Annotated in this window: 23 protein-coding genes; 11 read left to right on the top strand and 12 right to left on the bottom strand. The window is 63.2% G+C overall.

Annotation, left to right across the window (positions count from 1 at the left end; translation table 11 throughout):
• Positions 1-157 precede the first annotated feature (157 nt).
• The 5 genes from ACSLGO_RS12190 (at position 158) to ACSLGO_RS12170 (ending at position 5,851) form a co-directional block, all read left to right on the top strand.
• Positions 158-595, top strand: a complete 438-nt coding sequence (locus tag ACSLGO_RS12190; RefSeq protein WP_436401205.1) for a DUF6278 family protein — start codon at positions 158-160, stop codon at positions 593-595.
• A 1,112-nt stretch (positions 596-1,707) separates the two neighbouring features.
• Positions 1,708-2,409, top strand: coding sequence for a hypothetical protein (locus tag ACSLGO_RS12185; protein ID WP_091604500.1), 702 nt, complete (start codon positions 1,708-1,710; stop codon positions 2,407-2,409).
• 1,529 nt (positions 2,410-3,938) lie between these two features.
• Positions 3,939-4,487, top strand: a complete 549-nt coding sequence (locus ACSLGO_RS12180) for a hypothetical protein (protein WP_436401204.1) — start codon at positions 3,939-3,941, stop codon at positions 4,485-4,487.
• Positions 4,488-4,740: 253 nt separating this feature from the next.
• Positions 4,741-4,950 carry a hypothetical protein gene (locus ACSLGO_RS12175; protein ID WP_091604492.1) on the top strand — a complete coding sequence of 70 codons (210 nt, stop codon included), beginning with the start codon at positions 4,741-4,743 and terminating at the stop codon, positions 4,948-4,950.
• A 433-nt stretch (positions 4,951-5,383) separates the two neighbouring features.
• Positions 5,384-5,851 carry a hypothetical protein gene (locus tag ACSLGO_RS12170; RefSeq protein ID WP_436401203.1) on the top strand — a complete coding sequence of 156 codons (468 nt, stop codon included), beginning with the start codon at positions 5,384-5,386 and terminating at the stop codon, positions 5,849-5,851.
• Positions 5,852-5,881: 30 nt separating this feature from the next.
• Here the strand turns inward: ACSLGO_RS12170 and ACSLGO_RS12165 are convergent, their stop codons facing one another.
• Entirely contained in the window at positions 5,882-6,457 is a 576-nt protein-coding gene (locus ACSLGO_RS12165; RefSeq protein ID WP_436401202.1) for a hypothetical protein, read from the bottom strand.
• Positions 6,458-7,388: 931 nt separating this feature from the next.
• The gene (locus ACSLGO_RS12160; RefSeq protein ID WP_436401201.1) at positions 7,389-7,520 is read right to left on the bottom strand and encodes a hypothetical protein; all 132 of its coding nucleotides are present in this window, start codon (positions 7,518-7,520) and stop codon (positions 7,389-7,391) included.
• Between the two features lie 894 nt (positions 7,521-8,414).
• Here ACSLGO_RS12160 and ACSLGO_RS12155 point away from each other — a divergent pair.
• Entirely contained in the window at positions 8,415-8,900 is a 486-nt protein-coding gene (locus tag ACSLGO_RS12155; RefSeq protein ID WP_436401200.1) for a hypothetical protein, read from the top strand.
• Between the two features lie 723 nt (positions 8,901-9,623).
• Here the strand turns inward: ACSLGO_RS12155 and ACSLGO_RS12150 are convergent.
• The 7 genes from ACSLGO_RS12150 to ACSLGO_RS12120 form a co-directional block, all read right to left on the bottom strand.
• Positions 9,624-10,766 carry an ABC transporter substrate-binding protein gene (locus ACSLGO_RS12150; RefSeq protein ID WP_436401199.1) on the bottom strand — a complete coding sequence of 381 codons (1,143 nt, stop codon included), beginning with the start codon at positions 10,764-10,766 and terminating at the stop codon, positions 9,624-9,626.
• A gap of 73 nt (positions 10,767-10,839) precedes the next feature.
• Positions 10,840-11,691 (bottom strand): ABC transporter permease, encoded by an 852-nt coding sequence (locus ACSLGO_RS12145; RefSeq protein WP_436401198.1) that lies wholly within the window; start codon positions 11,689-11,691, stop codon positions 10,840-10,842.
• Complete coding sequence (locus tag ACSLGO_RS12140; protein ID WP_152274550.1) at positions 11,688-12,542, bottom strand: ABC transporter ATP-binding protein; 855 nt, start codon at positions 12,540-12,542, stop codon at positions 11,688-11,690. Before ACSLGO_RS12140 ends, ACSLGO_RS12145 begins: the two co-directional genes overlap by 4 nt.
• Complete coding sequence (locus ACSLGO_RS12135) at positions 12,539-13,429, bottom strand: ABC transporter permease (RefSeq protein WP_152274551.1); 891 nt, start codon at positions 13,427-13,429, stop codon at positions 12,539-12,541. The genes ACSLGO_RS12140 and ACSLGO_RS12135 overlap by 4 nt, the downstream gene beginning before the upstream one ends.
• Positions 13,426-14,442: a TIGR03842 family LLM class F420-dependent oxidoreductase gene (locus ACSLGO_RS12130; protein WP_091604476.1), complete on the bottom strand. Its 1,017-nt coding sequence runs from the start codon at positions 14,440-14,442 to the stop codon at positions 13,426-13,428. Before ACSLGO_RS12130 ends, ACSLGO_RS12135 begins: the two co-directional genes overlap by 4 nt.
• Before the next feature lie 8 nt (positions 14,443-14,450).
• Positions 14,451-15,872, bottom strand: a complete 1,422-nt coding sequence (gene hydA, locus ACSLGO_RS12125) for a dihydropyrimidinase (RefSeq protein WP_325787471.1) — start codon at positions 15,870-15,872, stop codon at positions 14,451-14,453.
• A 36-nt stretch (positions 15,873-15,908) separates the two neighbouring features.
• Entirely contained in the window at positions 15,909-16,757 is an 849-nt protein-coding gene (locus ACSLGO_RS12120; protein WP_091604470.1) for a nitrilase-related carbon-nitrogen hydrolase, read from the bottom strand.
• A 338-nt stretch (positions 16,758-17,095) separates the two neighbouring features.
• Here ACSLGO_RS12120 and ACSLGO_RS12115 point away from each other — a divergent pair, with 338 nt between their 5' ends.
• The 3 genes from ACSLGO_RS12115 to ACSLGO_RS12105 are packed head-to-tail and all read left to right on the top strand — an operon-like array spanning position 17,096 to position 19,957.
• Positions 17,096-18,118: a putative F420-0 ABC transporter substrate-binding protein gene (locus tag ACSLGO_RS12115; protein ID WP_436401197.1), complete on the top strand. Its 1,023-nt coding sequence runs from the start codon at positions 17,096-17,098 to the stop codon at positions 18,116-18,118.
• A complete protein-coding gene (locus ACSLGO_RS12110; protein ID WP_419242661.1) occupies positions 18,111-19,166 on the top strand; it encodes a putative F420-0 ABC transporter permease subunit in 1,056 nt (351 codons plus the stop codon). The genes ACSLGO_RS12115 and ACSLGO_RS12110 overlap by 8 nt, the downstream gene beginning before the upstream one ends.
• Positions 19,163-19,957, top strand: a complete 795-nt coding sequence (locus ACSLGO_RS12105; protein ID WP_436401196.1) for an ABC transporter ATP-binding protein — start codon at positions 19,163-19,165, stop codon at positions 19,955-19,957. Before ACSLGO_RS12110 ends, ACSLGO_RS12105 begins: the two co-directional genes overlap by 4 nt.
• A gap of 60 nt (positions 19,958-20,017) precedes the next feature.
• Here the strand turns inward: ACSLGO_RS12105 and ACSLGO_RS12100 are convergent, their stop codons facing one another.
• The 3 genes from ACSLGO_RS12100 to hisS form a co-directional block, all read right to left on the bottom strand.
• Positions 20,018-20,950: a coenzyme F420-0:L-glutamate ligase gene (locus ACSLGO_RS12100; RefSeq protein WP_436401237.1), complete on the bottom strand. Its 933-nt coding sequence runs from the start codon at positions 20,948-20,950 to the stop codon at positions 20,018-20,020.
• Entirely contained in the window at positions 20,947-21,951 is a 1,005-nt protein-coding gene (locus tag ACSLGO_RS12095; protein WP_436401195.1) for a TIGR03557 family F420-dependent LLM class oxidoreductase, read from the bottom strand. The genes ACSLGO_RS12100 and ACSLGO_RS12095 overlap by 4 nt, the downstream gene beginning before the upstream one ends.
• Positions 21,952-22,014: 63 nt before the next feature.
• Complete coding sequence (gene hisS, locus ACSLGO_RS12090; protein ID WP_386887181.1) at positions 22,015-23,358, bottom strand: histidine--tRNA ligase; 1,344 nt, start codon at positions 23,356-23,358, stop codon at positions 22,015-22,017.
• Between the two features lie 196 nt (positions 23,359-23,554).
• Here hisS and ACSLGO_RS12085 point away from each other — a divergent pair, with 196 nt between their 5' ends.
• Together ACSLGO_RS12085 and ACSLGO_RS12080 are read left to right on the top strand one after the other, a co-directional pair.
• Positions 23,555-24,319: a peptidylprolyl isomerase gene (locus tag ACSLGO_RS12085; RefSeq protein ID WP_263126921.1), complete on the top strand. Its 765-nt coding sequence runs from the start codon at positions 23,555-23,557 to the stop codon at positions 24,317-24,319.
• Positions 24,320-24,372: 53 nt separating this feature from the next.
• The gene (locus tag ACSLGO_RS12080; RefSeq protein WP_226802463.1) at positions 24,373-25,803 is read left to right on the top strand and encodes a DUF349 domain-containing protein; all 1,431 of its coding nucleotides are present in this window, start codon (positions 24,373-24,375) and stop codon (positions 25,801-25,803) included.
• Positions 25,804-25,850 lie beyond the last annotated feature (47 nt).

Raw genomic sequence — 25,850 nt, 5'->3', positions numbered from 1 at the left:
TCACTAATGATCACCCCATCAAGGAAACCATCGACAAAATCGGCGACGGCCCGGGTATGCGTGAAGCCATGGTCCAACCGATCGCTCTCAACCGCTTAGCTTCAATGCGGAGCTTCGGTAGCGTGCCGTGAGAGGCATTATTTGTTACGTTCACGAAATGGACGACGGTCAGGAGCAGACGAACAAGTCCGGTGTGGTCAGCTATAAGGCTGACTATCGGCCGCGAGGCAAGAACGACGCCGTGACGCACCGCCTCACCATAGGGGAATATGCCACTCTCAACGATCTCTGTGTGGCGCATGGCATCACACTTTCCTTTGACGTGGAGGGACTCAAGGCGGTCGAATCAATGATTGCGAAACGAGGCCAGATCGAAGCCTCATTAGCTTCCGAGCTGGGGGTTTATTTGGCAGACGTACTGAGCGTGACCCTGCCGGATGCCAAGTGGGAGGTGAATGGGTATCAGCGCCCTGTCATCGTCATCGGAGAACTCAAGCGGTGGGACGTCATTGATTATGTTGAGCGGGTGGCGAACACTCGGATGGATGTTCTGTCTGTCGGCCTAGATTACGGACGTTCCTTCGCGGAGCAATGAGATGGTGCCCGTCCAACGCGAACGGGCACCATCAGTGAATCTGGTTGGGCAATCTATCCGCAGTCGAAGCGCTGTTCAGCAGTACGTTCTCCAGCCACCCACGCTGTGCCATCCAAAGTCAGGACCCCGTTCGCGGACCCCCGGAAGCCACTGAGGTTGCCCGCGCGTCATGCGTCCCCTGAGAGATCCCTCAGCGCGTTTACGGATCCATTGGAGCCGGTAGCGGGCGTGCGGTCAGTCGCCAGCGCTCCGGGGCAGTAAATCTCGATCTGCCCTCACCGGCACAGTGTCGAGGCGAAGGTCATCCATCAGTTGTCGAAAGAGGAATGGCTCGGCGGCCACGATCAAAGAGTCCGGATACAGCCGTCCACCCCATGCAAGACGCCGTTCGGCATCCCATGCGAACTCCGGGACCCTTCGCCCGGCCATCGCATCGTCAAAACTTACGTGTGCCTCGAAGTATTCGTCTCCGAAGACTCGCCCTGGCGAGTTCGTCCGTGGCGCTTCGGCGTATCCCATCCACCGAGGATATTGGAGCTTTATGGAGCCAATCGCGTCACGAAGCGCATTGGCAGTTTCCTCATCCAGCTCGCCCATGCAGGAGACGAGACCGCGAATGGATGGTTGTTCCTGGGCCATCCCCGCGGTCGCTTCAAACCAATCCAGCGAAGCGGATTGATCTTCTACGGAGACGTATCGGGACCATCGCACAATGTTTTCGGTCTCATCGAGAGAGGGCTCTCGAAAAGGAAGGAATAGGCGCAGCATCGGTAGGTCACGATGCGTTGACGGGATGATATCGCACGCGTAAGTGGCCCGGCCTGACTCTTCCAGTCCTATACTCCCGTCGTCCAACCTGAAATCTTAGCTCTGTGGGCATCAGGATTCTCTTCAGTGATTTTTCGAAGATTTCGAGCGGCTCTATTTGTCCGGGAACCTCAAGAGGAATTCTTCGCGCACGATGCCGAGTTGGATACGACGATCGCAACGCGTCGAGATGTTCCATTTAGGATCCCTCACTGGGACAGCTCTGTCACCATGGCGTACCCCAGAAATCGATGCGTGGAATCCAACAGCTTCCCGGAGGAGCTAAAGGCAGTAAAGTGCGATTCATGACATTGGGGGATGCTGCACCAGTCCTTGATCGCAGGCCGTGGACGTTCGCCGGGGTGTGCGTGATGGTCGTTTCGCTGACACTGCTCGCTTATGGATCTTCCCAGGTGCCCGTGATCCAGCTACTGCCTTGGTACGTGGTCGCGTATCTCCTGATCGGTGCGTGCATCTTCTTTCCGACCGGAAGACTCACCTCGCTGCGACAGGCCGCGGCATTCCTGCTGCCAGGTACCCTACTCGTGGTCCTGGCCTTGTTGGATTTCGGCCTCTGGGCCGGTGGCTGGCTGCTTGGGCTGCCGGCCTGGGGGCTGCTGCTGAGCCGATGGACACCGGCAAACCCACTCCGCGTGCTGCAGGTTCTGAAGTTCTTCAGCTTGCTGGCGCTCGGTCTGGTCATCTTCACGTTGAACGTCATCTTCGTGGTCTTCAGCCTTGGATTATTCGTGTTGCCGATCATCCCCTTCGTCCGGCTGGTCGACCCCGCGTACCGCGTCCGGCCATTCCAGACTGGGGCCGAGGTTTTGCTGGGGATCGCGGTACTGGTGCTTGCCTTTGCAGTTCCCACTCCGGAAGGAACTTGGTCGTCGTCCTGGATTGAAGCAGGAGGAGCCGCGACAGCGGGGCTCATGATCGCATTCTGGGCCCGCGGGGTCCCACGCCGCTCCAAGCGCGCTCAGTTCAACAGCGGAGCCGTTGTCTGAACATCGCAGATCTCATCCTTGAGCACGACGTCTGGGGTGCCGGTGAGGCTACTCATCGTATTCCACGTCAGCGAAGGCTTTGACCTCTGATCGAAGCTGTTCGGCGACACTGGCACCCTCAGACTTCCAAGCCCGTTCCTTGGCGCGCGAACTCCAATCGTTCTCGTAAAGGGTCTCTGCATGCCAAGCGTCGTACGAGGCGCGGAGACGATCCGTTAGGGTTTCTGACAACCCGAAGTCATCCGGCTCCATTGTGTATTTGCTCGGGTGGCCGCGGGCGCTCTTCACCCAAAGTGGCCACCGGTGCCCGTAGTCAGGAAACAGGCGGATGACTCGACGGGCGGGGTCGTCTGACATGACCAAATACTAGCCCCAGGCCGGTGTCCTAACGCCGGCCTTTCCTGTGTCGATCGGACTCCCTGTAAGCCGATCCCTCAGTGCGAGACGCTGTCAGGGGTATTAATGACGCAGACACCGTACGATGCATAAGCGATGGACACCTACGGCACGATCCTCTTCTTTGTCTGCCTCTTGGGCGGAGTTGCGCTCATCGTGGCCGGCGCACTTTGGGCAGCGCGCCACCCGCGAACCAAAGGAAAACCGTTGGGCCGTGAAAGAAAGGCTTGGATAGCGCTGCTCGGGCTAGGTGCAGTTCTCATTGTGGGTGCCGTCCTGAGCTTGTAGGGTCCCGAATCCGTCCTCAGCGCCGAAGCGTCGCAGTAAACTTCCCGCAAGGGGACTACTCACTGTCCTGTGGAGTCCTGGCATAGACCGGGTCTGACCGAGTCTGGAAGATGATTCCCGTTATCAGCAGAGAAGTGGCGATCAGGCCAAGCGGCAGATCCACGTTGTAACCCAAGAGACTAACTACAAGGGGCGTCAGCACCGCCAGCGCGGACAGAAAGAAGAGCGCTCTTGCAACACATTTCATTCTGCGCTGTCGAATGACGGCGGCTGGGGGATATTCTTCCAATGACGCATCTCCTCTGCTTTCACAGGCTCGTCGACCGATCATTGCAGAATGGTGCTGACGTTGTGCTGCGTGGCAGTTTCCAGGGAACCACCCATCATGTTTCCATGCCTAGGTGCCGCAGTAAGGGATCCCTGAGCGGGACACCTCCCGGCACGGTGATCAGGAGCGGAATTGGTCATCTGCATTTGTCTGGTGACCTGACTTCCTCATCACCTTGACTACAACGAGAACCGTCACGAAGAAAGCAAAAACCAATACGTAGGCCATTCGAGTAGGAGTTGGGTCGAAGGCAAAAATAATCGCTAGCAGGTACAGCAGACCAATTTGAAGCCAGGACGGATCACGGTATCTCCATCGCCTGCGGCCACTTGCCATAGCTGTACTCCGAGGTTGTTAGCGGCCTCTCCACAGGTTGGCCGGTGGTGACAATCTAGCCATTGATCGCCCGTATGGCGAGCAATCGTACGTCCTGTATGCAGGAACGGTCGGCGTGACCCGCTGAGGGACCCCTGATCGCGACACCACGCGCGCCAACGGGGAGGGGTAGGGTGCAGCCATGGACACGCCTTTTGGACGCAAAGAGTCCCTCAACCCCAATCCGGGTGTCATCGTGGAATTCATCCAAGCCGTCGTTGAGACTCCTTGGCCCTTAGGAACAGAGCAGCCCCGCAACTACTTTGAGCGCCTTGGATGCGAGCTTGGGCCTTCCGGCGGTTCTGATGACGAGACGCTACTAGGCGTGACCAGAGGGGCCTTCGTGATACCCCGTATCGCGACCATTAATGCTCTATGGGCGGCCATAGACGGATCCCTCTTCAGCCTCAACTTTTTCACCTACGCGAATGCCCGGAACGTCATTACAGCTGTCGATGCCGGATACGATGCTGTGAAGAACGGACTCATCGGCTTGTACGGACAGCCGCTTACAGAGCAGAAAGGCCCATCAGCTTATCGATCCGCTGACTGGGCGATACGAGACACCTTTGTCGAGCTGTACCCGCACGTCTTGCAGGCTCCCATGCTGCAAATTGGGCTCTGCCACCGGGAGCGCAATGCAGCCTACGAACACCGCATCGCGCAGAGTGCAGATAGACCGAGAGCTTAAGCACCCTCAGCAGCCATCGGCTGCGCCCGGTTAGGGATCCTTGAGCGAGACGCCCTCACGGAAGCTGTCACTCACTTACATACAGCTCGGATGTATGGGTGCCATTCCACGTTCGCGTTATCTCGCTACCTTCACACGAACCACGCGACAGAGGCTACTGCGGCTGTTACGGCGATCAGCTGGTAGATTTCCCGCACATACGACCGCATAGGGGCCAGTCCTACCAGAGCCGGCACAGTGGAGAGAGTCAACCATGACGAAACCAATCGGTACTTACATTAAACTGCGGCTTTCTTTCATGCTGCCGGCGTTCGTGATTGTTGCTGCCCTCGGCATTCCTGGTGCGATTTTTCCTAGCCACATAGCGGTGCTTACCGGGCTTATGCCCCTCGTAGTTTTCGCTGCGCTTATCAGCATGATGCTGACGGAACGGAAGCGGGGACATCGTAACCGGGACGGCTGAGGTTCGCGCCTGCAGAGTAGTGCTATCAACTGCTGCGGCTTTATGAAAGGTATCGCGTTAGCAGATCCCTCAGTGGGACGCCCCAGCGTTGTTCGCCGCTGCCAAGTGCTCGGTCAGGGCCCGGTTCACTAAAGCATAGGATGGGCAAACCAATGACCTGGGAGTAGACGTGATGGACATCAATGGCCTTGAGTTCTTTGTCCTCGTTTCTTTGGGGCGTGGGCGCTGCTGCTGGGCTTTGGTTCTATCTGTCGACCCGGCCCTCAGCTCCATATCGGTATTAGGTGCATCTGTAGTGGTCCCAATCTTGGGATCAACGACAGCGGTGGTGCTCGTGTTGGGTCGGCTAACGGGCACCGCTCCCAGACAACATCTGCCCGGAGATTTAGATCGCCGGGCTGCACCGGTGCCAATGCGGCAGTAGGCTCCTGACATGACAACTCCGGAAAGGAGCCGCCGGCTAACCGTACGGATGTTCCCGGACTACGCCGGGACGGTGCTCTGGTTCGGCGGCCCAGTCAGCTATGAGGACTCGGGCCTGACGCAGCAACTCATCCGCGCGCTCCAGTTATGGGAAGAGCGCTATTACCTTTCCATGACCCAGGACTTCGAGTGGGTGTCCGCGGAGGCGGCCCACCGGTTTACGGCTGAGGGCAACCGGCTGGCAGAATGCGTGGCCGACGAACTCGGTGAGAGGTACGACGTCGAGTTCGCCTCGTACGAGGACGACGCGCCTGCCCGGATATTCCGTGCGTCCGGTCCTGCCCGCAACGCCGAGGCTGTTGCTGCCTTCGATACCTTGGCCGCCACCCTGCAAACCGGAAGGGATGGCTCCGGATGGTATGCATGGGCTCCATTGTCAGATACATCTTTCGGGCCACGGCGGAATGAGAATGAGTAGCGGCCCTGCGGTGAGAATCGCCGAGCTAGTTCAGTCACCGTTCAGGGCTCGTTCGGTGAACAGGCTCAGGCTGGATGCGGATGCAGCGAGTTCAATGCTTCCCTTGTTCGTGCTCAAAACAATGACGCTTCCTCCTGGGAAAACCGTCCACGGCGCTCTTACCGCCGGGCTAACAAGCTGCGGCTCGGAATAGATTTCGACTGAGCCCGCCACAGAACCGGTGAAGCCCGTCTTCGCTTGAAATAGCACTTTGCCTGGCTCTGCCTTCACGTACCCTAAAGCCCAGTTTTGCCTGAGCGCTGGTCCTTCCTCACGATGGGCGCATTCGAAGAGTCCTTGCTCCGCATCCAACGCAAGCCGCTTTCTCTTCACCGGCCGTAGGAGCAGTTCTACTAGCTGTAATGCCGCGAAACCTGCCAAAACGACGGTAGCCAAGGCGGGCCAAAATCCTATCGATTCCTGTAGAGGTGAAAACAGCGACACAAGAATAACGATCAAGAGGTAGGTGGGAACATTCGCGTCTTGCAGCTTCTCGAACGACCCTCTGGGCGCGGGACTCAGGTCTTGTTGACGCATCCGTGCCGGCCCTTCTTCCGGGTCGTCCACAAAATAACCTCCCGCATTGCCAGGCTTGCTTCTGCCGAAGGGTGCATCCAGGGAACTTCCTCTGAGATTGTCCAAAGCCTAGCCCCACCAGTCAAGCCGCCCACGGCATGATGTTCGCCCACTCCTGTTCGCCCGGCTGCGGCTCTCTGGGGCATCCACTTAGCAACCGATGCGTAAGCCGATCCCTGAGTGGAACACGGCATGTCGGCCAACTGGAATTTGACGCGTTTAGGACAGAAAGAAGTCAGACCGGAGGTAGATCCGAAGACCCCCACCACCTTCAACACGGCCGGTGCATGTCCTGCGCAACGTCCACACGTTCATCGGCTCGCAACGTTCCCATGCCAGCCCCAGATCGGCAACTAGAGACCTTGCAGTCTGCGGGGATTCGATTTCAACGTCCATTTCCCACCAGCAGCCTCCGGAGCCACAGAATTGTGAAACTTCTCCTGCCCTGCTGGGCGCGGGAATATTTCCGAACTCCGAGACGGGAGGAACAGCCCCTTCATTTACAGCGCTGAAGGCAACAGATCCCACCCAGGCGGCGAGAAGGAGACTGATAGCGAGCTTCACGGCGCGCCTTCGTCGTTGATGAGTTCTAAACCGGCCCCCGTGATCCATCATCGGCGAATTCCTTGGTTCTGCAAGCTTGCAGAGTTATTCGAAAGGCCGTGATCTCTCCAGTGACAACCCAGCTCCTCAAAAGCAGAATGACCGTTCAACGGGGTTCCTCCGTGAAATCGTCCTGCTGAGCAGCACGGCACAACTGCTCTTCGCGCGTTTCGGGACTCAAGTCATTCCATACGTGTTCCTGGGCTGTGACCTCTGATTCCGGCAGGCCCATGGCTCTGAGCTGCTCGGGTGGAACCATCACGCTGTTCTCCGGCCCGATCTGGTCACTCCGGTCCAAGACCGCGCTGGGACCGGAGGCTTAATCGGCAGAACAATCGATGAACGATTCGTAGACCGCTGTCGCAGGATCATCCGTCAGTCCCGAGGCCCCCATCGACGCTATGGGAGCCATCACAACTGTGCCGGTCTCAGCAGCGGATTCATCCGACATGGGCGTCGTTCCTATTCCAAGGACAAAGCCACCCAAGATCGCTAGTACGACGATCATTCCTACTGACGGTCTTCTGTTAATGGTGGTCCCCCCTGACCAGCTGCCACACCCCATCGGTGCAACGGCCCCAGCCTAGCGGACGGTGCAGGACTCACCCCGAACATAAGCATTTGAGGGGTCCCATTAGCCGGTCCCTTAGCGCGAAAGCCCCGGATAGCAGTGCGCCTTCGGCGTTGAGCGGGTGTCGTTGAGCATTTTCTGACCTCGTCGGACGTGAGCTATGACCTGCTCGATCGTCTGCGTGCCATGATTAGGAATTTCTCCTGTGCCCATTCTCGGACACGAAACTGCGGTAAACACTGGACTCCTCTCCGCGGACCCAATCACGCACATTCGACAGTGATGCTCAACTCTTGACGATTCGACTGGGAAGTGTCATGCTCCTTCGACACTTGACCACGTCATATTTGGGGGAATTATGCGTCGATCTTTTAAATCTAAAGCCCTGTCCGCTCTCGCAGTATTTGCAGTTCTGCTCGCGACCGGTCTGACGGCCGCACCGTCGTCTGCCGCAGGTCCAGTCGCGGACCCGGTTACGGCGACGAGCGGTGCCGCTGTGCCGGATGTCTCAACCGCCGCTTACCAGTGGACGACATTCGAGACAAACATGCAGTCAGAGGCGCATTTCAATCGCTGATGAGCAAGATGAAGCCGGCCTACGGACCCAACTGGGTATGGAGATGTGGGTACTACTACTCATCCACGTGCCCTCCCCAGATACGCTGGGAACTGCAAATGGCACATAAGAATGGTGCAAACTCAGTTCCAGATTTACCCGTGACCCTCTTGGCACAGCCAGTGGTACAGGCTTGCTGAGCCGCAGATCACGGCGAAATGGGCACCATGGAGTTCCATACCCGGCAATGGCCTACGTCAGACCAGGTCAGGGAAACCATTGACGCCCTGACCCAATCGGCCTGTCCCAGTTCTGAAGCTGGCATTATCGATTTCCTGTCTATCCGTGGCATTCACACTGATGTCGGAAGTCGAGGCGGCACAGGGGACCTGGTTAGCTATGATTTCCATGCTCCTGGAACTCATTTCACGGGCCAGTGGCACATCGACGGCAGTTCGATCAGAGTTATCGCCACCTTTGGTGGTACACGTGCCGAGATAGAAAGCCATCTTGAGCTGTACAGGAGCGAACTAGTTCGTGTACTAGGCGAACCGGCCCAAGAGAAAGGCATGGCTCACGCTCCTCGCCTTGCCTGGCACCGACAGAAGCACGGCATCACCCTCGACGCCTTCTGGTCAGATCCACAACTGTCAGTTCTGATGCTGGCAGTCGAATTGGAAGACACGGATCCCTCCGGTCAATAGCTGTCAACCAGTAGCCAGGGGGAAGGCCGCTCCCTCCAGGGAGCGGCCTTCCGTTCTTCTCGGACAAGTAAGAGGTCGTAGCAGCTGCAACTGCCACGGTGGCTGACAGTGTGAGCGATTCGCCGTCGTTCGATTATCAAAGGAGGCAGCATGAGTAAGAAGGCTCGGTTCACCTTCAGGGGCGTGGAGTAGGGAAGCAGACTCTGAATCCGACCGACGATGTTGTGGCTCACCTCGCCATAGACGATGTCTACCAAGTGGTCGTTTGGGTACCCGTACCACGCCATGAATTACCATAGCTCTGCATGCGTGCATCCCTGCGAAATGTCAAGAATCAAACTAGTGTGAATTAGATTTTCTTTACAGCATTTGCGTACTTTGAGACGAAATCGACTCTCGTCTCCAAGTTAGCAATATACGTTTCCACGTACCTGCTCCCTTTCAAGTGGGCACGCTCGGACGTGCCCGTAAGGGTCCTTCACCGCACCAACGCTCCAGAAATACCGGAAACCCAACGATCCAGCTTTTGGAGTCGCATATACCCCGCCCGCATTGATTCGCGGTGAGGGGAGCCCAAACGCGACACCTTCTACCCTGGGACCTCCCGGTCCAGCCCGCACTGCAAAACGGCCCCGGCCGGCACACCGCCATCAGTCCGAACCATTCAACGGTCCACGAAAGGAAGCAGCGCGCCGGCCAGGACGGAATGCAATCAAACCGGGGTCAGTTACCTCCGGGCTGGAGCTCAACCTCAAGGGGTGCAAAGTCCGCCCCCTTGGTGTCAACGCCTTCCTCTTCCAGCTCGGCCAGTGCCTCCTCCACGTACTCGTTGGTCCAGGCCGTGGCGGGCGGCTCTTCGCTGATGATCGTTGCACCGGTCTCGTTCTTGGTGCCGAGGGCGATGTCCACGGTCTGCTCCCACGCATCTTCATCGATCAGGCCGACGCCGTTGGTCGACGGCCAGATCAGCTTGGACGTCTCGTTGGTCATCCAGAGCTGGTGGCTCGTGCCCAGCGTGGACCCGGCCCCGGTGACGATCTCCGCCGCTTCCTCGGGGTTGTCCTTCGCGTACGCCCAGCCCTTGATGGCCGCCTTGATGAAGGCGACTGTGGTTTTCTGGTATTCCTCGTCATCCTCCAGCCGCTGGGTATCCGCCCAGATGGCGTCCTGGAGCATCGCGGTGCCCTCCTCGTTCCAGTCGATGACCGTGAGGTCCTCCGGCTGGTAGAGCTCTCCGGTGTCCGGGTTCTCCGTCTCCAGCACCTGAGCATATTCGTTGTACGTCATGGCCTGCGCTGCATCGATGTCCCCGGCGAGGAAACCGTTCATATCGAAGGCCTGCTGGATCAGTTCAATGTCATCGATTTCGACGCCGGCCTGCTGCATACCGGCAAACAGCTCCCATTCGTTGCCGTAGCCCCAGGACCCAACCTTCTTGCCGGCGAGGTCCTCCGGACCGTCAATGCCCGCGTCCGCCATGGCCACCTGCAGGGTGGCACTGCGTTCGAAGATCTGCGCCACGTTGGTGATCGCTGCGCCCTGCTCAATGGAGCCGAGGACCTTGGGAACCCAGGAGATGGCGTAGTCGGCGTCTCCGGAAGCCAGGACATCCTGCGGAACAATGTCCGCACCGCCTTCCAGGATTTCGACGTCGAGGCCCTCCTCCTCGAAGAAGCCCTGGTCCAGCGCGGCGTAGTAGCCGGCGAACTGGGCCTGGGCAAACCACTGCAGCTGCAGCTTCACCGGGGTGAGCTCGTCGGCAGCGGCAGAGCCGTCCCCGGAATCTCCGCCGCAGCCGGCCAGCGCGAGGGCGGTGACTGCCAGGCCGGAGGCGAGGATGGTGAGCGGTTTCCTTTGTGTGTTCATGTGCTTCCCCTCATACGGGCGGTTGGTGCGGACGAAGTGGTGCGGGTGGAACATCTAAGGCACGGCGCCGGATTCAGGAGCCGCCGGTGTGCCTGGAGAAGTACTTCTCCAGGGCTGCGGTCACCGCGTAGAACAGCAGCCCCAGCAGGACGGCGCCCAGCACGTAGGCCCAGGCCAGCGTGTAATTACTGCTCGACGCCGCAGAGGTCACCGACTTGCCAAGGCCGCCTACCGGCCCGCCGAAGTACTCGGCAATCAGCGCCGACACGACGGCCAGCGAGGACGCGATCCGCAGGCCCGTGAACATGTACGGCACGGCGCTGGGCAGGGTGACGCTGCGGGTAATCTGCCATTTCCCTGCGGCGTAGGAACGCATCAGGTCCCGGTGCACGGGCTTTACCTGCCGGAAACCGCGCAGCGAATTGACGTAGACGGGGATGAAGACGGCGATGCCGGCCACGACCTGCCGGGTAGCCTGCTGGTCCGCGCCAAACATGGTGTAGAGCACCGGAGCCAGCGCCACGATCGGAATGACGGAGAGTGCCACTACCACCGGTGCGGCGAGCCGGTCCAGGGCCGGGACGGCTGCGGCCGCCACAGCGGCAGCAACCCCCAGCACGGCTCCAAGCACCAGCCCGACGGCGGCGTTCACCCCGGTGACGACGGCGGCGCCCATGACGTTCGCGACGTTGTCGGCGAAGGATTCCACGATCGCCAGCGGCCCCGGGACGATGAATGGCTCGATTTCCAGCACCCAGACGACGCCCTGCCAGAGGATCAGCGCTGCGGCCCCGAGCAGCAGCGGAGCGGCAACATGGCGGCCCAGTCCGGAGAACCGTCCCGGATCGATTCCGGCTGCTCCGCGGGTTTCCGGCGGCACTCCCGCTGCAGGCGCGGCGGGCGGGTCCTGGACGATCCCGCTCATCGGGTTTCTGCTCCCCGGACCGCCGCCGGCTCAGACCCGTGCAGGGCCTCGCGCACTGAACGGATCGCGTCGTAGAAAGAAGTTTCCTCGCGCAGTCCCGCACCGCGGGCGCCGGCCGTACCAAGAGTAATGTCCACGATCTCTCGGATCTCGCCCGGCCGCGGCGACATCACCACCACCCGGTCGGAAAGGAACACGGCCTCCGGGATTGAGTGCGTAACGAACACGACGGCACAGCCCGTCTCGGCACAGATGCGGATCAGTTCGTTCTGCATCCTCTCCCGAGTCATCTCATCCAGCGCTCCGAACGGCTCATCCATCAGCAGCAGCTTCGGGGACTCGGCCAGGGACCTGGCGATGGCCACCCGCTGCTGCATGCCGCCGGAGAGCTGGTCCGGGTAGTGCCCGCCGAACTCGGAGAGTCCCACCATGTCCAGCAGGTCATCGGTCCGCGCCCGCCGGGCCGCAGGAGCGGCGCCGTGGGTTTGCAGCGGCAGCTCGATGTTGCCGCGCACGGTTCGCCAGGGCAGCAGCCCTGCCTGCTGGAACGCAATGCCGTAGTCCTGGTCCAGCCGTGCCTGACGTGTGCTTTTGCCAAAAACGCTGATGCTTCCGGTTGTGGGCGAATCAAGGTCCGCCACCAGGCGCATCAGGGTGCTCTTGCCGCAGCCTGAGGGTCCGATCAGGGAAACGAACTCCCCCTCCGCGATGCTCAGGCTGACGTCCCGCAGGGCCTGGACCGGGCTGCGCGGGGAACCAAAGACGCGGTGGACGCCGGCCACGTGGACCGCGGGGACAGGAACCGCTCCCCCGCCCTCCGGCGTCGTTAGTGAATCGGTTCTGCCATTCATGCTGCCTGCTCTCCTCTGCGGTAACGGCGCAGCAGTGCGCCGATCAAAGCAACGAATCCCACCGCGGCCAGGCCCAGCAGCACGGCTCCGAAGATTGGTGCCCAGGGCTTGCCCGGATCACCTCCCGCGGCGGCGGCGAATTCGACGATCATGCGGCCAATGCCGCCTCGGAGGCCAATGGAAACCTCCGCCACCACCGCGCCAATCACCGCGTTCGCGGCAGCAAGGCGCAAGGCGGGCAGCAGGTAGGGCACGCTCGCCGGCAGGCGAAGCCGCAGGAACGTCTGCCACCACCCGAGGGCGTAGGTGCGCATGAGGTCCTCATGCGCCTTCTCCGGCGCACCGAAGCCGCGCAGGGCACCAATCGCCACCGGAAAGAACGCCAGGTATGCGGAGATGACGGCCACGGACATCCAGTTCTCCCAGATGAACGGACCGAATTCGAGCTGCGAGCCCCACCGCCGTACCAACGGAGCAATGGCGATCAGCGGCACCGTCTGGCTCAGGATGATCCAGGGCAGCAGCGCCGAGTTGGCGCTGCGGAAGCGCTGCATCAGCATGGCCAGTCCCAGCCCCACGGCGACGCCGAGTAGCCAGCCGGCCCCCGCGATGCCCAGCGTGAAGCCGGCTGCCTGAAGGACCGCCAGCCACATGGGTCCGGCGCCCGAGGCGGAGGATTCCGGTGCCAGCAGCCGCTCGAGCATGGTCCAGACATGCGGCATGGCCAGGTCCGTGGTCCGGGGCAGCAGCGGCACGCCGCCGACGCTGACCCCGGACGCAGGGCCAACAGCCTTGTACGCCTCCCAGAGAAGGACCGGCAGCAGCACCCCGCCGATCCCCCACGCGACCGCGGAAGGGCGCCGCCGTCGTCGTGATTCGGTTTTCATGCCTTCGCAGCCACGTGGTCCCGCAGGGCGGGAATCACCGTCTCCCCGTAGACGCGCAGGGTTTCCTCCTTGTTGTCATGCTGGAGGTATCCGGCGAACTGGGTGACGCCCAGGGCCTTGAGTTTCTCGAGCTTTTCCATGTGCTCTTCGGCGGTGCCCAGGATGCAGAACCGGTCCACGATTTCGTCCGGCACAAAGTCGGCGTGGGTGTTTCCGGCCCGGCCGTGCTCGTTGTAGTCGTAGCCCTGGCGTCCGGCAATGTAGTCGGTCAGAGCCTGCGGAACGGAGGAATCCGAACCGTACTTGGACACGATGTCCGCCACGTGGTTGCCCACCATGCCGCCGAACCAGCGGCACTGGTTGCGCATGTGCTCCCGGTCCGTGCCGATGTACATGGGCGCTGCCACGCAGAAGGAGATGCTGTCCGGGTCCCGGCCGGCGTTGACCGCTGCCTGCCGGACGGTGCGGATCATCCATTCGGCAATGTCCACGTCCGCCAGCTGGAGGATGAACCCGTCCCCCACCTCTCCGGTGAGTTTCAGCGCCAGCGGCCCGTAGGCCGCCACCCAGATTTCCAGCTCGGACCCCTTGCTCCAGGGAAACTGGAGCGTAGCGCCGTTGTACTCGACCGGCCGGGAGTTCGCCAGTTCGCGGATCACGTGGATCGCCTGGCGAAGGGTTTTTAGCGTGGTGGGCGCACCGTTGGTCACCCGCACCGCTGAGTCTCCGCGGCCGATCCCGCACACCGTCCGATTCCCGTACATCTGGTTCAGCGTGGCGTACGTGGACGCCGTCACCGTCCAGTCCCGGGTGGCCGGATTCGTGACCATGGGCCCCACCTTGATGGACCGGGTTTCGGCCAGGATCTGGCTGTAGATCACGTAGGGTTCCTGCCAGAGCAGGTGCGAGTCGAAGGTCCAGACGTAGTCGAACCCGTGTTCCTCGGCTTTCTTTGCCAGTGCCACCGTCCGCTGGGCGGGAGGATTGCACTGCAGTACTGCACCGAATTCCATGTTTCCCCCTAGACCAGGTACTGGCTGGTTGCGCGGCGGACGTACTGCCCGTGACCCTTGCTGCCCAGGTACTCGTTGTTGTTGATGATCACCCGGCCGCGGGACATCACGGTGTCCACGTGGCCTTCGATCTCATAGCCCTCCCACGCGGAGTAGTCCATGTTCATGTGGTGGGTCTTTTCCACCCCAATGGAGGTGTGGCCGTTCGGGTCATAGATCACGACGTCGGCATCGGCTCCCGGGGCGATCACACCTTTGGTGCCGTACATGCCGAACATGCGTGCCGGCGTCGTACTGGTGATTTCCACCCAGCGTTCCAGGCTGATCTTGCCGTCCACCACGCCCTGATACATCAGGTCCATCCGGTGCTCCACCGAACCGATGCCGTTGGGGATCTTGGAGAAGTCCCCAACGCCCATGTCCTTCTGGCCCTTCATGCAGAAGGGACAGTGGTCCGTGGCCACCATCTGGATGTCATTGGTTCGCAGCGACTGCCACATGCGGTCCTGGTGGTGCTCATGCTTGGACCGCAGGGGTGTGGAGCAGACCCACTTGGCGCCTTCAAACCCTTCGGCACCGAGCTGGTCCTCCAGCGAGAGGTAAAGGTACTGCGGGCAGGTTTCGCCGAAGACGTTCTGTCCGTTGTCCCGGGCCGCCGCCAGTTGCTCTACCGCCTGTTTGGCGGAGACATGGACCACGTAGAGCGGGGCGCCGGTGAGGTTGGCGAGCATGATGGCCCGGTGCGTGGCTTCCTCCTCCATCTGCCAGGCGCGTGCAACGCCGTGGTAGTAGGGATCGGTTTTGCCCTGGGCCAGGAGCTCGGCAACCATCGCGTCGATGGCCGGACCGTTCTCTGCGTGCATCATGGTCATCAGCCCGGTCTCCGCTCCGACGCGCATGGCCTTGTAGATCTGCGCGTCATCGCTGTAGAAGACACCGGGGTAGGCCATGAACAGCTTGTAGCTGGACACACCTTCGTCCGGCAGGGCTTCCATCGCCTTGAGCGAGTCATCGTTGACGTCGCCGATGATCTGGTGGAAGCCGTAGTCGACGGCGCACTGTCCGGCGGCCTTCTCGTGCCAGGCCGCGAGACCGTCCATCACGCGTTCGCCGTACCGCTGGATCGCGAAGTCCACGATGGTGGTGGTTCCGCCCCAGGCCGCTGCCCGGGTGCCGGTCTCGAACGTGTCTGAGGCTTCGGTGCCGCCGAAGGGCATTTGCATGTGAGTGTGAGCGTCGATCCCGCCTGGAATCACGTATTTGCCGGTGGCGTCCAGGACGGTGTCCACCGAGCCGGCCAAGTCGTGTCCCAGCAGGGTGGAGCCCGGTGCCAGGACCGCCGCGATTTTCTCTCCGTCCACCAGGACATCCGCAGCGCTGCGGCCGGTGGCGGTGACGACGGTGCCACCGGAGATCAGTGTTGTTGCCATAGGGCGTTTCCTTGCCTTCCTCTTCGTTCTCCGGGCTTACGGTGCCGTGATGGGGTTGTAGGCGTCCGGACGCCGGTCCCGGTAGAACTGCCAGTTGTTCCGTGCGGTACGGACAAGGTCCATGTCCAGGTCACGGATCATCAGCTCTTCGCCGTCACGGGCTCCGACCTCACCCACGTAGTTGCCCTGCGGATCAGCGATGTAGGAGGTGCCGTAGAAATCCACTGCCTCCTCGCCGAATTCATTGGTTTCCTCCCCTACCCGGTTGGGGACCACCACGAAGTAGCCGTTGGCAGCCGCGGCGGTGGGCTGCTCAAGTTCCCAGAGGCGGTTGGAGAGTCCTGGCTTGGAGGCGTTCGGGTTGAAGACCAGCTGGGCACCGTTCAGGCCCAGGACCCGCCAGCCTTCGGGAAAATGCCTGTCATAACAGATGGTGACGCCGACTTTGCCCACTGCCGTGTCGAAGACCGGCCAGCCGAGGTTTCCCGGACGGAAATAGAACTTCTCCCAGAACTTCTCCACATGGGGAATGTGGTTCTTCCGGTATTTGCCCAGATACGTTCCGTCAGCGTCGATTACCGCAGCCGTGTTGTAGTAGACGCCGGGCTGCTCTTCCTCGTAGACGGGAAGGATAATCACCATGTTGTGCTCTGCGGCCAGTTTGGAAAACCGCTCAGTCAGCGGACCCGGAACAGCCTGGGCGTACTCGTAGTACTTGCTGTCCTGGACAATTCCGAAATACGGCCCGTGGAAGAGTTCCTGGAAACAGATAACCTGCGCGCCTTCCGCTGCAGCGCGGCGGACAAAGTCCTCATGCTTGGCAACCATGGACTCCTCGTCCCCGGTCCAGGTGGTCTGCGTCAGTGCGGTTCGAACGATCGTCAAAACATCCTCCACAATCCGGCGGCCAAGCCGCCCGTTTCGCAAAAAGGCCGCATGGGCTTTTCATCATCTTTTGGGCTAAACATTTCTCCTGCGTTTCGGAGGCATTAAAGCTGCGGTGCAGCTCCGTTCTCCGTGCCCGACATCCTTGGCTACGAAGGCGAGTTCTGCAAGAGTGTAGAAATCGCCGCCGGTGCGCTTTCTGCCCGGCAGGCGGCAACCGTTTACCGGCCCGATTGGCCGGGGATCAGCAGGCCTTGATTTGGGCCCAGCCGCACCTTTTCCGTGGGCACGGCAGTCCGCGGAACCACCGCCCGGATCACTTCTCCCTGCGAGGTTCTATGACTCCCCCGTTCCCTGTTTCATCCGGTTTCCTGCGCCCGGCCGCGGTTGCCGGCCTCACCGTCCTGGCCCTGACCGGCTGCGCCGGCGTGTCCCAGGACCCCGCCCGGGCCCAAAGCCCCGAGGCCACGGCCTCCAACACCGCGGATCCCGGATTCCCGCTGGAGCTGGACAACTGCGGCACCCAAGTCTCGCTGGACGCTCCCCCTGAGCGCGTGGTGACCATCAAGTCCACCTCCACCGAGTTGCTCCTGGCCCTGGGTTTGGGCGAAAAGATTGTTGGCACCGCCTTCTCTGACGGCCCGGTGCCCGATGCCTGGACCGGTTCGCCGGTTCCACCGGTCCTGGCCGAAAAGGTGCCCTCCCGGGAGGCGGTCCTGGCGCTCGCTCCGGACCTGGTCTTCGCCGGCTGGGAATCGAACTTCTCCGCCGACGGGGCGGGCGAACGTGCGCAGCTCGCAGACCTGGGCGTGGCGAGCTACGTATCACCGGCCGCCTGTATGGAAGACGGGTACCGGCCCAGCCCGCTGACGTTCGACGACGTTTTTGCCTCCATCAAAGAAGCCGGGGAACTGTTCGGGGCAGCCGGTGCGGCAGCGGAACTGGTGGAGGCACAGCGGGCCGAGCTCGAGGCGCTCTCCCCGTCCGGCAAGGGGTACAGCGCCCTCTGGTACAGCTCCGGGTCCGACACCCCCTATGTGGGGGCCGGCAGCGGTGCCCCCGCCCTGCTGATGGAATCCGCCGGGCTGGAGAACATAGCATCCGGGATCGACGCGGGATGGACACCCTACTCCTGGGAGGCCGTTGCCGAGGCGGACCCTGACGTCATTGTGCTCGTCGATTCCGCCTGGGGAAGTGTGGAGAAGAAGAAGGCCGTGCTGGAGTCCCACTCAGTGATGTCCCAGCTTCGGGCCGTCCGGGACGCCCGCTACCTGGTGGTTCCCTTCGCCGCCTCCGAAGCAGGGGTGCGCAACGTGGAAACCGTACGCTCCCTCACCGACCAGTTGGCCGCCCTTGACTGACACCCTCGCCCGCCCCGGGGCCCCCGCCGCCGAACGTCCCGCCCGGCCTCCGCGCTCGCGCGCCTGGCTGGTAGGTGCCGCCCTGGCAGTGGGACTGCTGGCTGCCGGACTCTGGGCGCTCACGGTGGGACCTGCCGGTCTGGGGGTGAAGGAGGCGTGGCTGGCGCTGGCTAGTCCGGGCAGCGGATCCCTGACACCGCTGCAGGAAGCTATCGTGCGGGACCTCAGGCTGCCGCGCGTGCTGACGGCAGCGGCGGTCGGTGCCGGCCTGGCCCTCAGCGGCGCGGTGATCCAGGCGCTGACCCGCAATCCGCTGGCCGACCCCTACCTGCTGGGTTTGAGCTCCGGAGCCAGTTTGGGGGCGGTGACGGTGCTGCTGCTGGGCGCCGCCGTCGTGCTTCCCGTCGCGGCGTTCGCCGGGGCCATGCTGGCGATGACCGCAACGCTCGCTCTGGCCGGTGCCCTGGGCTCCATCACGCCCACCCGAACCGTACTGGCGGGGCTGGCGGTGTCTTCCCTGGCCGCAGCCGCCGCGTCTTTCGTGGTGTTTTGGACCGCACAGGGCGATTCCTACCGTGAAGTCCTCGGCTGGCTGATGGGGTCCCTGGCCGGCGCCACCTGGTCCAGCACCGCGATCGCCCTCCCGGCACTCGCCGCCGTCGGGATTCCGCTGATATTCTGCGGCCGTATCCTGGACGCTTTCTCCTTCGGTGACACCGCCGCTTCCGCGCTGGGCGTGCCCGTCCCTGCCGTGCGGTGGACGCTGCTGGGAGCCACCGCCCTGCTGACCGGCGCCATGGTCTCCGTGAGCGGATCCATCGGGTTCGTGGGGCTGGTCCTGCCGCACGCGGTGCGGATGCTGGCCGGGGCCTCCAACCGTTCGCTGTTGCCGCTCTCCGCCCTGGCCGGGGCCCTGTTCCTCGTCCTGGCGGACACCGCGGCGCGGACTGTGTTTGACCCCCGGGAGATTCCGGTGGGAATCGTGACGGCGCTGATTGGGGCACCGTTCTTTATCCTGCTGCTGCTCCGCCGCAGGAGCGGCGCATGAGGGCCGGCACCGCCGTAGCCGCCGGCGTTTCAGCGGAGCGGGTGCGGCTGGTCCGCAGCGGCCGTGTGCTGGTGGACGGCGTCGACTGCACCCTTGAGCCCGGTACCTTTACCGGGCTGCTTGGCCCCAACGGCGCAGGAAAATCAACGCTGCTTCATGTGCTGGCAGGAGTCCTGGATCCCGACGCCGGAACGGTACGGCTGCGGGACCGGCCGCTTCCAAGCACCAGGGCACGGGAACGGGCGCGAATCATCGCGCTGGTGGAACAGTCCCTGCCGGGCGAGACATCCCAGCGGGTCCGCGAGGTGGCAGCCCTTGGCCGGACGCCCCACCGCAGCCTGCTGGCCGGGGACAGCCGCCGAGACCTGGACGTCGTGGAGAATTCCCTGGCGGCAGCCGGGGTGCTCCGCCTAGCGGAGCGATCCTACTCCACGCTTTCCGGCGGTGAGCAGCAGCGGGTGCAGCTGGCACGGGCGCTGGCGCAGGAACCTGAGGTGCTCCTGCTGGATGAGCCCACCAACCACCTGGATGCCTCGGCCCAGCTTGAAACCCTTGGACTGCTGGAGAAGCTTGCTGCGGAGGGGACGGCCGTGGCGGCAGCGCTGCATGACATCAACCATGCAGCGGCAGCGTGTTCGCACCTGATCGTGCTCAGCGGCGGAAGGGTCGTTGCCTCCGGCCCGGCGGGGTCGGTCCTGACGCCGGAGCTGATCCAGCGCGTCTACGGGGTTCGGGCTGAGCTGCTGCGGCATCCGCTGACGGGACGGCCGCTGATTGCTCTGGCCCGGTAGGGGCGGCAGCTGCCACGGCGGTCCCAGCCGGGATCAGCTCCATGCGGAAGTCCCGTGGCCTCAGCGGGAACCCGTGCTGCGGGTCCGGCGGCGCGCTTCGGCAGCGGCTGCGGCATATCCGGCGGCGTACCCGTCCTCGTAGCCGGCCGCATGCCCGTCGTCATAGCCGGCGTTGTAACCCGTCTTGGTCCCGGAGCGGCGCCCGTCTTCAAAGGCCTCCGCGCTGCCGCGCCGGAACATGTCTTCCCCGGCGGGACGCAGCAAAGCCTTCGCCCCCGGGTCCTTGTCCATGCCGCCCACCGTGACCAGCGTTTCGAGGCCGCGAACCAGCGCAACCGGCAGTCCGGCAGTCTTTCCCTTGACCAGATCCGCAGCGGCAGCGATCTCATCGGCCACCGCGGACACCGTGGCGGTCATCGGCCGGCCGGAGGCATCCGGGGTGCCGCGCAGGTCCAGCAGGACGCTCAGCCCTGCGGCGCCAATCGCGGCATCCGTCTGTCCCTGCCGCCAGGGGCGTCCCAGCGTGTCCGTAATAACGACGCCGATGTCCACGCCGAAGTCCTGCTTGAGCCGGCGGCAGATGGCCCGCGCCGAGGCATCCGGGTCCTCCGGGAGCAGGAGCACCGTCCCGTCCTCGGTGTTGGATGCGTCCACGCCGGCTGCGGCTGCGACGATGCCGAGCCGGTTCTCTACGATCCTTGTGGTCCCGCCGGCGTGCTCGCGGCTGGCAACCACCCGCACCGTCTCCTGCTCAACCGCAGCGTCACGGTCGGCGGCGGGCATGGTGCGGCCTTCGGCTTTGGAGACAACCTTGGAAGTCACCGCCAGGATGTCTCCGCTGCGCAGGTCCTTTCCGCAGGCCCGTCCAATAAGGCCCGCCAGGTCATCGCCGGAACGAATCTCTCCGATTCCTTCTACAGGCGTGATGACCAGCCGGGTGGTTGGCGCGGTAATTCGGTCCGAAGATTCAGTCAGGAAGTGGTCCAGCGTCATCGATGCAGCTCCGGCAGCACCGACGTGCCAAAAACGTCGATCCATTCACGCTGGTTCCGCCCCACATTGTGGAGGTACACGCGGTCGAATCCGAGGTCGAGGAATTTCTGGATGTACGCGCGGTGCACGTCCGGGTCCTCGGAGATCAGCAGCCTGCCCTCGAAATCCTCGGGACGGACCAGCCGCGCCATCTGCTCCAGCTCGAAGGGCGAGCGGATATCCGCCTTGGGGAACTTCATGCCGCCGTTGGGCCATTCGGTCATGGCGTTGGCGAGGGCTTCCTCGTAGGTGGGGGCCCAGCTCATGTGCAGCTGCAGGACCTTGGGCATCGTGTCCGGATCCTTGCCGGCCTCGCGGGCACCGGCGTCGAACTTCGCGAAGAGGCCCTCGATCTTCTCCAGCGGCGCGCCCACGGTGATGAGGCCGTCGGCATGCCGTCCGGCACGCTTGGCGGTTACCGGCCCTGCGGTGGCGACGAGGATTTCCGGAGCAACCTCCGGCATGGTCCAGAGCCGGGTGGACTCCATCTTGTAGAACGTGCCGCTGTGGCGGACGTCCTTACCGGCCACGGACGCGGCGAAGAGCTTGGAAATGATCTCGATCGCCTCGAACATCCGGTTGATCCGCTCCGGGGCCTCCGGCCAGTACTGCGCCGTGACGTGCTCGTTCAGCGCCTCGCCGGAACCCAGGCCCAGCCAGTGCCGGCCCGGGTACATGGCCGCCAGGGTTGCGGAGGCCTGCGCGACCATGGCGGGATGCCAGCGGAAGGTCGGAGCGGTCACACCCGGCCCGAGGTCCCCCCTGGTCCGCTCCCCCAGTGCCGAGAGCACATTCCAGACGAAGGCCGACTGGCCCTGCGCCGGAACCCACGGCTGGAAGTGGTCTGCCGCCATGACTCCGGAGAAGCCGCGCTCCTCCGCGTACGCAGACAGCGCAACCGCTTCGCTGGGGTGGAACTGCTCGAGCATGGCCGCATAGCCGATCCGCAACGGGGTTTTCATGCAGCCACTATAGGCCAGCCGCATGCCGCGATCGGAGAACGGCGTGTTTCAGCCGTGCAACATTTAGCCGCGCGCGCTGACCTGCGGAACAAGGTCCTCTGCGGGCGGCGTCCACACCGCCGGGTCGGCGTGCACCTGGTCTCCGGAACGGATGTCCTTCACCTCATGCGTTCCGTCTTCGGAGGTGAACCAGACAAAGGGGATGCCGCGGCGGTCGGCGTACTTGATCTGCTTTCCGAACTTCTCTGCCTTCGCCGCAACCTCGACGGCGATGCCGCGTCCGCGCAGCGCTGCGGCGACGTCCTGCGCCGCAGACCATGAATCGTCGTCGGCAAGGGTCACCAGGACGGCGGTGGGAACCGAGCGGCTGGCTTCAGCGAATTCCTGGCTGAGGATCCGCATCACCAGGCGGGTGACGCCAATGGAGAGCCCGACGCCGGGGAAGGACCGGCTGCCCTTGGTCGCCAGTGAGTCGTAGCGGCCGCCGGAGCAGATGGAGCCGAGCTGTTCGTGGCCCACCAGCACCGTTTCGTAGACCGTGCCGGTGTAATAGTCCAAGCCGCGGGCAATGGAAAGGTCCGCAATGACCTTGCCCGGTGCCCGGCGGGCGGCTTCGGCGATGACCTGCCGCAGTTCCTCCAGGCCGGTGTCCAGCAGTTCGCTGGTGACGCCCAGGGCGCGGACCTGGTCAACGAAGGACTCGTCCTCGGTGCGGATGGACGCGAGCTTCAATGCCAGGGAAGCCTGCTCGGGCGTGGCGCCCAGCTCTTCCTGCAGCAGCTCGGCCACCCGGTCAGCGCCAACCTTTTCCAGCTTGTCGATGCTGCGCAGCACCCCCGCGGTGTCCTCGAGGCCAATTCCGCGGTAGAAGCCTTCGGCCAGCTTGCGGTTGTTCACCCGGATCCGGAAGTCCGGGATGGGCAGCGCGCCGAGGGCTTCGGCGATGACCAGCGCCAGCTCGACGTCATACCGGAACGGCAGCTCGCCGTCGCCCACCACGTCAATGTCCGCCTGCGTGAACTCGCGGGCGCGGCCTTCCTGCGGACGTTCACCGCGCCAGACTTTCTGGATCTGGTAGCGGCGGAAGGGGAACGCCAGGTGACCGGCGTTTTCCACCACGTAGCGCGCGAACGGGACGGTGAGGTCAAAGTGCAGGGCCAGCTGGTTGGGATCCTGCTTTGCCGGGCCTTCCCCCTCCTCGGCCTGCAGCCGGCTCAGCGCGTAGACTTCTTTGTCGATTTCTCCCTTGCGGAGCAGCTGGCCGACGGTCTCCACCGCGCGGGTTTCAATGTTCGCGAAACCGTGCAGTTCAAAGGTGCGGCGCAGCACGTCCAGCACATGGAGTTCAACGAGGCGCTCCTGCGGTAGCCATTCAGGGAAACCGGACAGTGAGGCCTTGCGTGCCATGCGGCAGACTCCTTTGGGATCAGGCGGCCCGCTGCACGGCGCAGTGCAGCGCGCGGCGGACCAAATACTGGGAAGGCACACAAGTTACGTGCCTAAACTGTGTGCGGCACCCATTTTAGCCGTTTCCGGGCTCCGGACCGCCACCGGAGGCGATCCCGGAAGCTATCCGCATTCCCTACCCCCGAGGAGGACGGCAGTGAGAGCCGGCAGCCAGAGCAACCGGACCGCCCGCCAGCGGCTGGCCCGCAAGGAGGCCAAAGAGGCGTTCGCCCGGGATCAGCGGAAACGCCGGCTGAGGGACAATGCGTTCGCCGGGGCAGCCGGAGCGCTGGTCCTGGCCCTGGCCGTCGCCCTGCAGGTCTTCTGGTTCTCGTCGAACCCCACGGCCGATGACCTGGCCGCGCTCAAGCAGGAAGCCAAAGCCGGGCAGAACGCCTCCGCCATCCCGGACCCGTCCCTCGCGGCAGGCAGGACGTTCACCGGGACGCTGGTCCTGAACGGTGCGGACATTGGCGTGGAACTGGACGGCAGCGCAGCCCCGCAGGCAGCTGCCGTGTTCAAGTCCCTGGCCGATTCCTCCTTCTTCGACGGAAAGGACTGCCACCGGCTGACCACCCAGGACACCATGGGCGTTCTGCAGTGCGGTTCCCTGGACGGGACCGGAGCCGGGGATCCGGACTACCAGTGGGGTCCGGTTGAGAACAGCCCGGAAGACGGCACCTACCCTGCAGGCACCATTGCCGTAGCCCGCGGCGCCAGCCCCGACTCCCACGGCACGCAGTTCTTCATTGCCTACAAGGACTCCGTAATAACGCAGGAAACCGGCGGGTACACGATAATGGGTAAGGTAACGTCAGGGCTTGAAGTTCTGGAGGCGATAGCCGCCGATGGCGTGGCTGACGGCGGCCGGGACGGAAGGCCTTCAACCCCGGTGACGATAGATTCGTTTACCCTGAAGTAATGGCTCTGCGGGATTCGCTCAGCGGCCATCCATCGAGTGAAAGACTTTTAGCGGTGACAGACAGTCAAAAATCCGACGAAACCACCGGGAACGTTCCGGAAACGCAGCGGCCCTCAGCTCCCAGCCCGGCAGCTTTCGCGGCCCGGCACCCGGTTCCTGCACCGGCTGCAGCCCGTCCCGGAGCAGCAGCCCCGGCGCCCGTAGTGGCAGCCCCAGCCGCCCACACCACTCCGCTGGAAGAAGCCGCGAAATTCGCCCGCGTCGAGGAGGACGGCCACGTCTTCCTGATCGTTGACAGCGAAGAGTTCCCCGTTGGCCAGTACCCCGATGCCACGCGCGAGGAGGCGCTGGGCTACTTCGTGCGCAAGTACGACGACGCCGTCAGCCAGGTCATCCTGCTGGAACAGCGCCTGGCAGCCAAGGCACCGGCCTCGGACATGCACAAGACCCTGAAGCACCTTTCCGCCCAGGTGGCTGAGCGGAAGATGGTGGGCGACGTCAAGGCGCTGGACGCCCGCATTGCAGACCTGCAGGCCGGCATCAAGGCAGCCGAAGCCGCCGAACGCGCCGAAGCCGAGGCCGTCCGTGCGCGTGAACTCGCCGCCCGCGAAGCAATTGTTGCCGAAGCGGAGGAGATTGCCGCCAAGGACCCGGCCAGCATCCAGTGGAAGACCAGCAGCAACCGGATGAACGAGCTGTTCGAAGCGTGGAAGGCCGCGCAGAAGAACGGACCCCGGCTGGGACGCAGCAACGAGGACGCCCTCTGGAAGCGTTTCCGTTCGGCCCGCACGGTCTTCGACCGGCACCGCCGCGCCTACTTCTCCCAGCTGGACAATGAAAACGCCGAGGCCAAGCGGGCAAAGGAAGACCTCATTGCCCGCGCCGAAGCGCTTTCCGACTCCACTGACTGGGGCAACACTGCCGCCGAATACCGCCGGCTCATGGATGAGTGGAAGGCCTCCAAGCGCGCCAGCCGCAAGGACGACGACGCCCTCTGGGCACGGTTCCGTGCCGCACAGGATAAGTTCTTCGCAGCCCGCCAGGCCGCCAACGAGGTGATCGACGAAGAGTTCGCCGCCAACCTGGTGGTCAAGGAAGCCCTCCTCAAGGAAGCACAGGAAATTCTGCCGGTCACGGACCTGAACGCAGCCCGCAAGGCCCTGCAGTCCATCCGCGACCGCTGGGAAGAAGCGGGCAAGGTTCCGCGCGCTGACATGGGCCGCATGGAAGCGGGCATCCGCAAGGTCGAAGAAGCCGTCAAGGCCGCCGAGGACGAGCACTGGCAGCGCAGCAACCCGGAGACGAAGGCCCGCACCAACAGCGCACTGACGCAGCTGGAAGCGGCCATCGCCACCCTGCGCGATGAGCTCGCCGCCGCCGAGAAGGACGGCGACGCCAAGAAAATCGCCAACGCCCGTGAAGCCCTTGAAGCCCGCGAGCAGTGGCTTGAAACCCTGCGCCGTTCAGCCCAGGACTTCTCCTAGCTCCAGCGCTCTACGCGCCGGCAGGCCCGGACTCCGCTTTTCCACAG

The sequence above is a fragment of the Arthrobacter sp. IK3 genome (assembly GCF_051337705.1).
Taxonomy (GTDB): Bacteria; Actinomycetota; Actinomycetes; order Actinomycetales; family Micrococcaceae; genus Arthrobacter_B; species Arthrobacter_B koreensis.
The sequence above is the reverse complement of the archived record's forward strand: the minus strand, read 5'-3'. Positions and strand labels throughout refer to the sequence as shown.